Here is a 13,231-nt window from a genome sequence, read left to right on the forward strand (position 1 = left end):
ACGCAGGCCGGTCAAGAGCACCGGGCGCGACGCGACAGAGGGGCGAATGCCGATGGACGCCGTGACCGCCACGCCCTCGCTGCGTCGGCACAGCCTCGACGCCGTGCTGCGCCACGCGTGGGATGTCGACGCCTTCACCGCGAGCGATGTGATCGCGACCGTCGGGGTGACCCGGTCGACGGCGATCGACGTGCTCGACGAGCTGACGGCCCGACGACTGCTGGCCGAGATGCCGAACGCCCGCGCCGTCGGGGAGTACTCCAAGGGCCGGCCCGCGCGACGCTTCGCCTTCCAGCCCGGCTCCGGCGTTATCGTCGGCGTCGACGCCGGTCGCGGGCACGTGACCGCCACCGTGGCCGACCTGCGCGGCGCGACGCTCGCGACCTCCCGCCTGGCCGTCGACCCCGAACGCGACTCCCCCGAGCGACGCCGACGCGCTGCCGAGACGATCGTCGACGCGACCCTCACGCGCGCGCGACGCGAAAGGAGCGACATCGTCGCGATGTGCGTCGGGGTGCCCGCCCCCGTCGACCGTCACGGACGCTCGCCCGTGCACCACGACCGGTTCTGGGAGCGCATGAACCCCGGCTTCGTCGACACGTTCCAGGCCTGGTCGCCGGTCGTCCACGTGGAGAACGACGCCTCTCTCGCCGCCGTGGCCGAGCGCGCACGGGGAGCCGCCGTCGGCTGCGACGACTTCGTCGCCCTGCTCGCCGGGGAGCGCTTCGGCGCCGGCGTCCACCTCGACGGCCGCCTTCTGCGCGGAAAACACGGCGGCGCCGGTGAGACCGTCGCCTTCGACCGTGTCGAGGGCGTGGGCAGCGCCGAGGGGCTCGCGCCCCGCTGCGTCGACGCGGCGCGGGCGGCGCTCGCCGACGGCAGCCTTCCGGCCGACAGCGCGCTGCGCGGGATCGACCCCGAGTCCCTCGACGCCAAGACCGTGCTCGACCTCGCCGCTGCGGGGGACGCCGGGGCGCTCGCCATCGCCCGTCGGGTGGGCGGGGCGCTGGCCGGCGTGGTCGGCATCTTCGGCAGCCTCTTCGACGTCGACCGCGTGATCGTCTCGGGAGCGATCGCCGCGGGCGCGGGTCCCATCATCGACGCCGCGATCGCCGCCCTTCCGCGAGCTCTCGACCTGCCCGCCCCCGAGATCGTCGCCTCGGCCCTCGGCGCCGACATCGTCTCGATCGGCGCCGTCGCTGCCGCCGTCGAGGCGGCGCGCGAGAACGCCCTCGATCTGCCCGTCTTCGCGCTGCCCGAGGATCGCGTGCGGGCCTGAGTCACGGCATCCGGAACGACAGGACAACCCCCGCGGCGCGGATCGCGCGGACGGATAGCGTCGAGGGGTCCGGTCCGATCCCCGGGCAGGTGGAGACCTCATGCCTTCGTGGCCCGAACACGTCATGTGGTGGCACGTCTACCCGCTCGGCTTCGTCGGCGCACCGATCCGCGACGGCGAGGGGCCGGATGCCGAGATCGTGCACCGTCTGGGCCTGCTCGACCCCTGGCTGGACCACGTCATCGAGCTCGGCCTGAACGGGCTCCTGCTCGGCCCGGTGTTCGCGTCGGAGACCCACGGCTACGACACTGTCGACCACCTGCGCATCGACCCGCGACTCGGCGACGACGGCGATCTCGACCGGTTGCTCGCGGGGGCTCGGGAGCGCGGCATCCGCGTGTTGTTCGACGGGGTTTTCAACCACGTCGGGCGCGCGCACCCCGCGTTCCGGACCGCGACCGAGGACGGTCCGCAGCTGTTCCGCGGGCGGTGGGTCGACGGACGGTTCGAGGCCGAGGTGTTCGAGGGGCACGGCGCGCTCGTCGCCCTCGACCACTCGTCGCCGGCGGTCGCCGACCTCGTGGTCGACGTGATGTGCCACTGGCTCGAGCGCGGGATCGACGGGTGGAGACTGGATGCCGCGTACGCGGTGCCGCCGGAGTTCTGGGCCGCGGTGCTTCCGCGGGTGCGCGAGAGGTTCCCCGAGGCGTGGTTCGTCGGCGAGGTCATCCACGGGGACGGCCCCGCGATCGTGCGCGCCTCGACGATGGACTCGCTGACGCAGTACGAGCTGTGGCAGGGCATCTGGCACGGCATCGCCGACGGAAACCTCTTCGAATTGAGTCACGCGATCGAGCGGCACGACGAACTGCTCGCCACCTTCGCGCCGCAGACGTTCGTCGGCAACCACGACGTCACCCGCATCGCCTCGGCCATCGGATCCGATCTCGTGCCGCACGCCCTCGCCGTGCTCTTCACTGTCGCGGGGACCCCGTCGGTCTACGCCGGCGACGAGTTCGGGTGGACCGGCGTGAAGGAGGAGCGCGAGGGCGGCGACGACGCGGTGCGGCCGGAGTTTCCGGCATCGGCCGCGGAGGTCGGCGAGGTGGACGAGCGGATCCTCGAGACGCACCGCGCGCTCATCGCGCTGCGCCGCCGCAAGCCGTGGCTCTGGCGCGCGCACACCGACGTGGTGGAGGTCGCCAACGCCGCGATCGTGCTGCGCACCGCGGTCGGCGACGACGCGGTCGTGGTGGCGCTGAACATCGGCGACGAGGCGGTGTCGGTGCCCGCCGCCGACGCGCGCACGGTCGTCACCGGCGACGGGAGCCTCGCCGACGGGCGGGTCGAGCTCGGCCCGCGCGGGTGGGCGGTGCTGGAGGGCTGAGTCCCTGCGCTGACAGCAAGGCCCCTGAGTCGACAGCGAGGTCCCTGAGCCGACAGCGAGGCCCCTGAGCCGACAGCGAGGTCCCTGAGCCTGTCGAAGGGACCGGGACCCGCAGACGACCGCGGACGCTTCGACAGGCTCAGCGACCGCGCTTCGACAGGCTCAGCGACCGCGTCAGGCGCCGGCGCGGAAGCGGTGCTCGGGGCGACCGGTGCTGCCGTACCGCAGGCTCACCTGCACGAGCCCGCGTTCGGCGAGCGCCGTGAGGTGGCGCTGCGCCGTCGCACGCGAGACCCCGATGCGCTCGGCCACCTCGGTCGCCGACGCCTCGTCGGCGCCGAGCGCGGCGAGCACGGTCTGCTCGGTCGCCGACCGCGCGAGCGAGGGTCCGTCGCGCTCGCCCCGCATCGCGGCGGCTGCCCGATCGATGTCATCCTGCGAGAGCGGGCGCGGGCTCGACAGCAGATTGCGGTAGCGCGCGAAGCGGTCGAGGCGCTCGGCGAGCACGCGCGTGTCGAACGGCTTGACGAGATAAGCCAGCGCACCGGCCGAGAACGCGCGGCGCACGGTCGCGGCATCCGTCGCCGCCGACAGCACGAACGCGTCGACGTCGAGCGAGCGCACGAGTTCGATGCCGTCGCCGTCGGGCAGGTACACGTCGGCCAGCACGAGGTCGGGCGCGTGCGCGGCCACCGCGGCGCGAGCCTCGCCGACCGTGCGCGCCGGTTCGAGCGCGACGAAGCCCGGCCGCGCCGCCACCGCATCGCGGTGGAGCCCCGCCACGCGGAAGTCGTCGTCGACGACCAGAACCCGGATGCCGTTCACTCGCTGGTTCCCTCTCGCTCGCTCGTCCCGCCCCGCACGCCCGGCAGTCTTGCCGCAACCACCGCGCCGTGATCACCGCACCCGGCGTCGACCACCCACACCTCGCCGCCCCGGCGTCGGGCGAACTCGCGCGAGAGCGGGAGTCCGATACCCAGTCCGTGCACGGCATCGGGATCGTCTCCGCGCTCGCGCGGCGCGAAGATCGCCTCGACGTCGGCGATGCCCGGTCCCGTGTCGGCCACCGTCAGCACGACCGCGTCGGCGTCGTCGAGCACGCTCACCTCGACCCCGCGGGGTTCGGGAGCGAATGCCGCCGCCGTGACGGCATTGTCGATGAGGTTGCCGAGCACGGCGACCACGTCTTCGACGTCGTCGATGGGCGCGCTCGAGAACGTGTCGTCAGCCACGCGCAGGGCGACCCCGCGTTCGCGCGCCGACAGCGCCTTGGCACCGAGGAACGACTGCAGCATGGGGTCGCCGACGAGCTCGATGCCGGGCACGGCCCAGTCCACCGATCCGCGGTCGACGAGATCGGCGAGGAACGCGCGTGCTTCGTCGATGCGTCCGGCGTCGAGAAGGCCCACCGCGGCGTGCAGGCGGTTGGCGTTCTCGTGGCGCTGCACGCGCAGGGCATCGCCCATGGCGCGCACGCTGTCGAGACGGCCGGACAGGGCGATGACGTCGGTGCGGTCGCGCAGCGTCGCCACCCGGCCGAGGGTGCGCGTTCCGCGGCGCACCGGACGCACGTCGAGGAAGACCACGCGATCTCCCAGCGGGAGCCCGCTCGACGCACCCGGTGCCGACAGGGCGGCGACGACGGCGGGCGGGAGCCCGAGCTCGTCGAGGCGGTGGCCGACGGCATCCGTGATCCCGAGAAGCCGCTCGGCGGAGGGCGTGCACACCCGCACGACACCGGCGTCGTCGAGGGCGAGCACTCCCTCGTCGGCGCTCTCGAGCACGGCGGTCTGCGTCTGCACGAGCGAGACGAGTTCTTCGGGCTGGACGCCCAGGGTCAGTCGCTCGAGCCGTCGGCGCATGAGCAGGGCGACCACCGCCCCGATCGCCACGGCGAGCGCCACGGCCACCGCGATCCCGCCGATGAGGGCAGGGAGGTCGTCGAACACGCTCGCGCGCTCGAAGCCGACGCTCACCTCGCCCACGGGCGCTCCCCCGCCGGGCGGATAGACCGGCACCTTGGCGCGGGCCGATTCGCCCAGCGTCCCCGTCTCCCACGTCACGACCTCGCGCCCGGCGAGAGCGTCGGCGAAGCTCGTGCTGACCACCTCGCCCAAGCGATTCGGATCGGGATGGGCGAGGCGGATGCCGTGGTCGTCGGTGATCACGACGAACAGGCCCTGCGTGCGGGCGGTCACATCGGCCGCGTACTGCTGCAGCGCGCCGCCGCGGAGGTCCGCGGCATCCGGAGTCCCGGGATCGGCCGAGTACTGCGCCACGCGCTCGCGCACCTCGGGCGCCTCGGCCACGGAGCGGGCGATGTTGAGGGCGGAGGAATCGGCCTCGGCCTTGAGCTGCTGCACGCCGAGCCAGGCGAAGACGGCGGTGCAGACGACAACGACCACGAGCTGGGTGGCGATCTGCACGAGCAGCATCCGCGTGGCGAACCGCATGCGCACCTCCTCGCTCGTCGTCTTCGGCGCACGGGGCGGCGCGCACGGCTCTGTGCGCGAAATGCGCAGAACACACGGTACGCGCATAACGCCCCGCAATGCGAGCAAGCGCGCGGCCGAGCACCCCGCGTCCGTAGTGTCACCGAATCGACGGCGCGCCCCGTGCCGGCATCCACGACGAAGGAGTCGCGATGACCCCCCTGATCCTTGCGGCCGAAGCCGAAGAGTACGCGGTGGCCTACACGCCCGCCGACGGAGTGCTCGTCGCCCTCGGCTTCCTCATGGTCCTGTCGTTCATGGCGCTGATCATGACGCGGCGCATGACCCCGATGGTCGCCCTGATCATCGTCCCCACCGTGTTCGGCCTCATCGCGGGCGCCGGCTTCGGCCTGGGCGACATGGTGATCGACGCGATCGGCAAGATGGCCCCCACGGCGGCCCTGCTGCTGTTCGCCATCATGTACTTCGGCATCATGATCGACGTCGGACTGTTCGACCCGCTCATTCGCGTCATCACGCGCTTCTTGGGCGACGACCCGGCCAAGATCGTGCTCGGCACGGCGATCCTCGCCGGCGCGGTCTCGCTCGACGGCGACGGCTCGACCACCTTCATCATCACCACCTCGGCGATGCTCCCGCTCTACCTGCGCCTGGGCATGAGCCCCGTCGTGCTCACCTGCGTCGCGGGCCTCATGAACGGCACGCTGAACATCGTGCCGTGGGGTGGCCCGACCGTTCGCGCCGCCACCGCCCTCGGCCTGCAGCCCACCGACGTCTTCGTGCCGATGATCCCCTCGCTGCTCGCGGGCCTGGTCGTCTCTCTCGCCTTCGCCTGGTTCCTCGGCCTGTCGGAGCGCAAGCGCCTCGCTGGCTCGATCGACACCGCCAAGATCGACGGCCCGGGAGGCTTCGGTCGCCTCGGCGCCCCGAAGATCTTCCGCGGAGCCGAGCACAAGCCCGGCGCCCTCGCGTCGCTGCGCACCGGCAACATCGTCACCGTCCGCGGTGGCGGGGCCGCCGTCGCCGCCCCGCAGCTCGTCGAGGCCGCCGACACGGCGATGGCCGACACGATGCTCGACCCCAACCGCGCGACCCTGCGACCCAAGCTCATCTGGTTCAACCTCGCGTTGACCATCGCGGTCATGGTGCTGCTGGTGCTCGACCTGTTCCCCCTGGCCTTCGTGTTCATGGTCGGCGCCGCGATCGCGCTCGTGATCAACTTCCCGAAGCTGCGCTCGCAGGCCGACGAGATCGTCGCCCACGCACCCAGCATCGTCGGGGTCGTGTCGATGGTGCTCGCGGCCGGCGTGCTGGTCGGCGTGCTCAACGGCACGGGCATGGTCACCGCCATGGCCGACTGGATCACCCAGGTCATCCCCGCGTCGATGGGGCCGTTCCTCGCCGTCATCACGGGTGTGCTGTCGATCCCGTTCACGTTCTTCATGTCGAATGACGCGTTCTACTTCGGCATCCTCCCGGTGCTGGCCGAGAGCGCGGCGAACTACGGCATCGCCCCGGTCGAGATGGCCCGCGCCTCGATCACCGGTCAGCCGGTGCACCTGCAGAGCCCGCTGGTCCCCGCGATCCTGCTGCTCGTCTCGCTCGCCGGGGTCAACCTCGGCGACCACCACAAGAAGGTGCTGTGGCGCGCGACCGTGGTCTCGCTGGTGATGCTCGCGGTCGGCGTGCTCGTCGGCGCGGTGCCTCTGCTGGGCTGAGGCCCGAATGCGACGAGACCCCGGATGCCATGGCATCCGGGGTCTTCTCGTGGGAACGACTCAGCGCGCGGGCGGGGCCGAGGCGCGCACGATCAGGCGCGTCGGCAGGGGCGTGCTCTCGGTGACGGTGTCGGGCTCTTCGACGAGCAGCAGCACCTTCTGCATGAGGATCTCGCCCAGAGCGGCGAAGTCCTGCCGCACCGTGGTCAGCGAGGGGTGGACGAACGCGGCCTCGGGCACGTCGTCGAAGCCGACGACGCCGATGTCTTCGGGCACCCGCAGGCCCCGCTCGCGCAGGGCCGACAACACGCCGATCGCCATGTGGTCGTTGGCGACGAAGATCCCCTCGCCGGGGGTGAGGTCGGCCTCCGACGCGATGCGGTAGCCGCTCGCCGCCGACCAGTCGCCGTGCACGGCCGGGGTCGACTGCGCGCGCGCCGCCGCGACCTCGTCGCTCCATCCGCGCAGACGCTCGACGGCATCGGGGTTGCGGGCCGGGCCGGCGATGTGGCGCACCGTGTCGTAGCCCGCCTCGAGCAGGTGGCGCACCGCTCCCCGAGCCCCGCGGTACTGGTCGATCGCGACGAGGCGCGGGTGCGGCCGGGCGCTGCTGGCCGAGGCGACGACGGGGATGTCGATGTCGAGGGCCTGCACCGCCGCGAGCACCTCGGTGTCGACCACGACGAGCACGATGGCATCCACTCGCTGCTTCAACAACCCGTCGATGGCGGTGCGCACCGCGGCCACGTCGTTCTGCGGCGAGCTGATGGCGTCGACGTTGTAGCGCGCCGCGCGGGCGGCGAAGTTGAAGTTCGTCGCGATCGACGACGGGCCGTAGTCGACCGTGCCGGGGGTGACGAGGCCGATCGTGCGCGTGCGCCGCGTGACCAGCGCGCGTGCGGCCGGCGACGGGCTGTACCGCAGCTGCGCGATCGCCTGCTCGACGCGCGCGCGGGTGGCGGGGCGCACGTTGGGCATGTTGTTGAGCACGCGCGACACCGTCTGGTGCGACACCCCCGCCAGGCGTGCGACGTCGAAGATGTTGGCGGTGCGGGAGGTCTTGTCGTCAGCCACCGTCACCCGCTTCCGGGGTGGTGTGACCGGCGACGAGTGCGAGCAGCGCGTCGGAGGTGAGATCGGCGGCCGGCACGATCTGGGCGAGCTCGCCGTCGCGCATCACGGCCACCAGATGGGCCACGCGCAGCACCTCGTCGAGCTCGGCGGAGATGTAGACGATCGACAGTCCGTTGTCGCTGAGTTCACCGACGAGGCGTTGGATCTCGGCCTTGGCGCCGACGTCGATGCCGCGGGTCGGTTCGTCGAGCACGATGAGGCGCGGCGACAGCGCGAGGAGGCGCGCGAGGAGCACCTTCTGCTGGTTGCCGCCCGACAGCGTCGAGACGGGACGATCGATGTCGGCGGGGCGGATGTGCAGCGCCTCGACCCAGCTCATCGCGAGCTCGCGCCGCCGCGCCGTGCTCAGTCGGTGGAACACGCCCCGCTGGGCCTGCAGCGCCAGGGTGATGTTGTCGAGCACGCTGAGGTCGCCGATGACCCCCTCGGTGCGCCGGTTCTCAGACGAGTACGCGACGCGACGCCGGATCGCCTCTCGCGGAGTCGACAGGCGCACCGGGTCGCCGTCGATGCGCAGCTCGCCGGAGTCGGGGTGGTCGACGCCGGTGAGCGCCCGCGCGAGCTCGCTGCGGCCGGAGCCCAGCAGGCCCGCCACCCCGATCACCTCTCCCTCGGCGATGTCGAGGTCGGCGCCGCGCAGGCGGGGTCCGGATGCCATGCCCCGGGCGCTCAGCACGGTGGGGCCCTCGGCCGGGTCGGTGGAGCGCTGCCCGAGCGGGGCGAGCGCCTCGGCGGTGGCGCCGAGCATCTTCTCGACGAGATCGATGCGCAGGAGTTCGCGCGTGCCGTACTCGCCGACCAGGCGTCCTCCGCGCAGCACCGTCACGCGATCGCAGATCTCGTAGACCTGGTCGAGGAAGTGCGAGACGAACACGATCGCGATCCCCTGCGCCTTGAGGTCGCGAATGACGCGGAACAGTTCGGCGACCTCGTCGGCATCGAGGCTGGAGGTCGGTTCGTCGAGCACGAGCACGCGGACGTCGGTCGAGACGGCGCGGGCGATCGCGACGAGCTGCTGCACCGCGAGCGGGTGCGACGACAGCACCGAGGCCGCGTCGATGTCGACGCCGAGCGCCGCGAGCGCCTCGTCGGCCCGCTGCCGCATGGCCCGGTGATCGATGACGCCGAAGCGGCGGGGTTCGCGGCCGAGCGAGATGTTCTCGGCGACGGTCAGGTTGGGCAGCAGGTCGATCTCTTGGTAGACGGTGGAGATGCCACGGGCCTGCGCGTCGGCCGGCGACGACAGCCGCACGACGCGGCCGTCGAGCGCGATCTCGCCGGCGTCGAGGCGCAACGCCCCGGTGATCGCCTTGATGAGGGTCGACTTGCCGGCGCCGTTCTCGCCCATGAGCGAGTGCACCTCGCCGGGCAGCAACCGGAAGTCGACGTCGGCGAGGGCCGATTCGACCCCGAAACGCACCGTCGCTCCGCGCACCTCGAGGAGGGGCGGAGCGACGGCGGACATGGGGTCAATCATGCCCGCGCCGCACCTGCTGCGCCGACACGACCCGGAAGAATCACCGACTCAGCGCCGAGCGCGACACGATGACCCGTTGCACGACGACGAACAGCAGCAGCAGGGCACCCACCGTGATGCGCGTCCACGACTGCTCGGCACCCGAGAACGAGATGATCGTGCGGATCAGGCCGTAGACGAAGACGCCGATCATGGAGCCCACCACGAAGCCGCTGCCGCCGGTGAGCAGCGTGCCGCCGATGACGACCGCCGCGATCGTGTCGAGCTCGGTGCCCACACCGTTCAGCGGATATCCCGCACCGGAGTAGGCCGTGAGCACGATGCCCGCCAGCCCCGCGCACACCCCGCTGATGACGTAGACCGACAGCTTGGCGCGGACGACGGGCAGACCCATCAGGCGTGCCGACTGCTCGTTGCCGCCCACCGCGTACACGGTGCGGCCGAAGCGCGTGTACCGCAGCACGAAGGCGGCGAGCGCGACGACCAGCAGCGCGATGATGCCGGTGGGGGTGATGTACCACCCGGCGAACGAGAAGCGCGTCGACTGCAGCCACAGCAGACCCTCGTTGTCGACCTTGATGGACTCCAGGCTCACCACGAACGCGAGACCTCGCGCGAGGAACATGCCGATGAGCGACGCGATGAACGGCTGCACGTCGAAGAACTGCACGAGCACGCCGATCAGCAGGCCGATCGCCGCACCGATGAGCACCATGGCGGGGAGGGCGACGGCGACGGGAACGCCGTCGGAGAGCATCTTCGCGCAAAGGATGCCGGTGAAGGCCATCACCGCTCCGACCGACAGGTCGATGCCCCCGGTGAGGATCACGAAGGTCATGCCGACGGCCAGCACGAGCAGGTACGCGTTGTCGAGCAGGATCGACGACATGATGCGCGGGAGCTGGAAGTTGGGGAACCAGTACATGGCCCCCGCGATCATCACGACCAGGATGATCACCGCGGCGAACACCGGCACCCACGAGATGTGGCGGCTGAGGAAGCGACGGTAGGTCGAGGTGGGCGACGACGACGCCGTGCGCCGTTCTTCGGTGAGAGTGGCCATCAGGACAGCACCTTTGCGTCAGGACGTCGGGTGAGCGGGCGCGCCGCGGAGCGGCCCGCCGTGTGGAAGTACGCGCGGAACCGACGCGACTGCAGCAGCACCACGATGAGCACGGCCACGGCCATGAACACGGGGCTGACCGCGGGCGGCACACCGAGGAAGGTGATCGTGCTCTTGAGCGTCTGGATGGTGAAGACGCCCACGACGGTGCCCGCGAGGCTGAACTTGCCGCCCGCGAGCGAGGTGCCGCCCAGGACGACGGCGAGGATCGCGTCGAGCTCGATGTAGAGCCCTGCCGCATTGGCATCCGCCGCCATGATGTTCGAGCTGTAGAGGATTCCCGCCATGCCTGCCAAGGCACCGCTGGCGATGTAGGCGCCCCAGATGATGCCGCGCGAGCGGACGCCCGCCAGACGGCTCGCCTCGGGGTTGATGCCGACCGCCTCGGTCAGCATGCCCAGGGCCGTTCGCCGCTCGAGCACGCCGATGACGAGCACCGCGACGATCGAGACGTAGAACGCGAACGGCAGTCCCAGGACGTACCCGCCCGCGATGAACTTGTACGGATCGCTGTTGATGGTCGTGATGAAGCCGCCCGTGATCAGCAGGGCGACACCGCGACCGGCGAGCATGAGCACGAGCGTGGCGATGATGGGTTGGATGCCGAGGACCGAGACGAGGAACCCGTTCCAGACCCCGAGCAGAAGGGCGACGCCCACGGCCGCGGCGATCGCGGTGAAGACGACGCCGAGGTTGCCCGGGTCGGGTGAGGCCTCGATCACGGTGAGCGCGACGGCTCCCGAGACGGCCATGATCGCCCCGACCGAGAGGTCGATGCCGCGCGTGGCGATGACCAGGGTCATACCGAGCGCGACCAGCATCAACGGTGCGCTGTTCCGCAGGATGTCGATGAGCGAGCCGTAGAGCTGACCGTTCTGCACGGTGACGCTCAAGAACGAGGGGCGCGAGATCGTGTTGACGGCGATCAGCGCGAGGAGCGCGGCGATCGGCCAGACGAGGCGGTGCGCGAGGAACTTCTTCATGCGATCTTCTCCCGATCGGACGACACTGTCTCGGGTACGGTGGGCGCGGCCTGCTGCGACTGCCCCTCGGCGATGTAGGTCACCAGGGCGTCGAGATCGACGTCGCGGGTGGCCAGCTCGCCGATCTTACGACGGTCGCGCAGCACCGCCACCCGTTGGGCGATGCGCAGCACCTCCTCGAGCTCCGACGAGATGAAGACGACCGACAGGCCCTTCTCGGCGAGCTCGGCGACCTTGCGCTGGATGTCGGCCTTGGCGCCGACGTCGATGCCGCGCGTGGGCTCGTCGAGGATGAGCAGCTCGGGGGCGGTGGCCAGCCACCGGGCGAGCAGCACTTTCTGCTGGTTGCCCCCCGAGAGGTTGCGGATGAGGGCGTTCGGGTCGGCGGGCCGCACCCCGAGGGCGGTGATGTACTCGTCGACGACCGCCTGCTTCTCGGCGGCGCTGATGCGGCGCATCGCCCCGCGTCGGGCCTGGATGCCGAGCACGATGTTCTCGGCGACGGTGAGGTCGCCGACGATGCCCTCGGCACGACGGTCTTCCGACGAGAACGCGATGCCGCGGTCGAGGGCGTGACGGGGCGAGCCCGTGCGCGATGCGGTGCCGCCGACGTCGACGGATCCCTGGTCGGGACGGTCCGCACCGGCGAGCAGTCGCGCGAGCTCGGTGCGACCCGAACCCAGGAGCCCTGCGAGCCCGACGATCTCGCCCCCGAACACTTCGAGATCGACGGGCTCGAGGGCGTTCTTGCGGCCGAGGCCCGAGGCCCGCAGCACGGGCGTACCCGTGCGGTCGATGGGCCGCTCGGCACTGGCGGAGAGCGATTCCAGCTCCCCCAGCTCGCGGCCGATCATCTTGGCCACGAGTTGCTCGCGGCCGAGCTCGGTGATGGCGTACTCGCCGACGAGCGTGCCGTTGCGCAGCACCGTCAGCCGGTCGGAGATCTCGTAGATCTGGTCCAGGAAGTGCGACACGAACAGGATCGCCACCCCCCGGTCGCGCAGGTCGCGGATCACCGAGAACAACTGTTCCACCTCGCCCCGGTCGAGGCTCGAGGTCGGTTCATCGAGCACGAGCACCTTGGTGTCGACGACCATCGCGCGGCTGATGGCGACCAGCTGCTGCACCGCGATGGAGTGGCTGGCGAGGATCGAACGCGTGTCGATGTGCACGCCCAGCTCGGCGAGGTAGGTGGCGGCCGCGGCGTGCGTGGCCTTCCAATCCACCATGCCCGCTCGGCGGATCTCGGCGCCGAGCATGACGTTCTCACCGACGGTGAGGTTCTGGCAGAGGTTGACCTCTTGGTAGACGGTGGCGACGCCGGCGGCCTGTGCGTCGGCGGTGGTGCGGAAGTGCCGCTCCTCACCGGCGACGCGGATGCTGCCCGCGTCGATGCCGTAGACCCCGGTCAGCGCCTTGATGAGAGTGGACTTGCCGGCTCCGTTCTCGCCCATCAGCGAGTGCACCTCGCCGGCGCGGAGGGTGAAGTCCACGTCGTCGAGCGCCTTCACCCCGGGGAACTGGATCGTGATGCCGCTCATCTCGACCACGGCGGATCGTTCGGGTGTCATGTCGATCGCTTTCTCTGATCGGTGGCGTGCGGGACCGGGGAGGGCCCGGCCCCGCACGCCGGGGAGGATGTTCCGTCGATGCCGTGGCGATCGGACGGGTGCCGCC

The 13,231-nt window shown here is 71.2% G+C and carries 10 protein-coding genes; 3 read left to right on the top strand and 7 right to left on the bottom strand.

Annotated elements, in window-relative coordinates:
* The first annotated feature begins 52 nt into the window (after positions 1-52).
* Both M3667_RS09345 and M3667_RS09350 read left to right on the top strand, forming a co-directional pair.
* Positions 53-1,279, top strand: coding sequence for an ROK family protein (locus M3667_RS09345; RefSeq protein ID WP_251507547.1), 1,227 nt, complete (start codon positions 53-55; stop codon positions 1,277-1,279).
* A 100-nt stretch (positions 1,280-1,379) separates the two neighbouring features.
* Positions 1,380-2,666, top strand: a complete 1,287-nt coding sequence (locus M3667_RS09350) for an alpha-amylase family glycosyl hydrolase (RefSeq protein WP_251507548.1) — start codon at positions 1,380-1,382, stop codon at positions 2,664-2,666.
* A gap of 174 nt (positions 2,667-2,840) precedes the next feature.
* Here the strand turns inward: M3667_RS09350 and M3667_RS09355 are convergent, their stop codons facing one another.
* Together M3667_RS09355 and M3667_RS09360 are read right to left on the bottom strand one after the other, a co-directional pair.
* Positions 2,841-3,491, bottom strand: coding sequence for a response regulator (locus M3667_RS09355; RefSeq protein ID WP_144784459.1), 651 nt, complete (start codon positions 3,489-3,491; stop codon positions 2,841-2,843).
* The gene (locus M3667_RS09360; protein ID WP_251507550.1) at positions 3,488-5,119 is read right to left on the bottom strand and encodes a sensor histidine kinase; all 1,632 of its coding nucleotides are present in this window, start codon (positions 5,117-5,119) and stop codon (positions 3,488-3,490) included. Before M3667_RS09360 ends, M3667_RS09355 begins: the two co-directional genes overlap by 4 nt.
* 191 nt (positions 5,120-5,310) lie before the next feature.
* Here M3667_RS09360 and M3667_RS09365 point away from each other — a divergent pair, with 191 nt between their 5' ends.
* The gene (locus tag M3667_RS09365) at positions 5,311-6,837 is read left to right on the top strand and encodes a CitMHS family transporter (RefSeq protein ID WP_144834673.1); all 1,527 of its coding nucleotides are present in this window, start codon (positions 5,311-5,313) and stop codon (positions 6,835-6,837) included.
* Positions 6,838-6,897: 60 nt separating this feature from the next.
* On the opposite strand, the gene M3667_RS09370 is transcribed toward M3667_RS09365, so the two are convergent.
* Genes M3667_RS09370 through M3667_RS09390 form a run of 5 tightly spaced genes read right to left on the bottom strand, consistent with a single transcriptional unit; the run spans position 6,898 to position 13,125 of the window.
* On the bottom strand, positions 6,898-7,911 hold the full coding sequence (locus M3667_RS09370; RefSeq protein ID WP_251507552.1) for a LacI family DNA-binding transcriptional regulator: 1,014 nt from the start codon (positions 7,909-7,911) through the stop codon (positions 6,898-6,900).
* Positions 7,904-9,436, bottom strand: coding sequence for a sugar ABC transporter ATP-binding protein (locus M3667_RS09375; RefSeq protein WP_154097744.1), 1,533 nt, complete (start codon positions 9,434-9,436; stop codon positions 7,904-7,906). The genes M3667_RS09370 and M3667_RS09375 overlap by 8 nt, the downstream gene beginning before the upstream one ends.
* A 52-nt stretch (positions 9,437-9,488) precedes the next feature.
* A complete protein-coding gene (locus M3667_RS09380; protein WP_251507554.1) occupies positions 9,489-10,511 on the bottom strand; it encodes a sugar ABC transporter permease YjfF in 1,023 nt (340 codons plus the stop codon).
* The gene (locus M3667_RS09385; RefSeq protein ID WP_144834665.1) at positions 10,511-11,554 is read right to left on the bottom strand and encodes an ABC transporter permease; all 1,044 of its coding nucleotides are present in this window, start codon (positions 11,552-11,554) and stop codon (positions 10,511-10,513) included. The genes M3667_RS09380 and M3667_RS09385 overlap by 1 nt, the downstream gene beginning before the upstream one ends.
* On the bottom strand, positions 11,551-13,125 hold the full coding sequence (locus M3667_RS09390; RefSeq protein WP_251507557.1) for a sugar ABC transporter ATP-binding protein: 1,575 nt from the start codon (positions 13,123-13,125) through the stop codon (positions 11,551-11,553). The genes M3667_RS09385 and M3667_RS09390 overlap by 4 nt, the downstream gene beginning before the upstream one ends.
* Between the last annotated feature and the right edge of the window lie 106 nt (positions 13,126-13,231).

This window comes from Microbacterium sp. P26, from assembly GCF_023712585.1.
Lineage (GTDB): Bacteria > Actinomycetota > Actinomycetes > Actinomycetales > Microbacteriaceae > Microbacterium > Microbacterium algihabitans_A.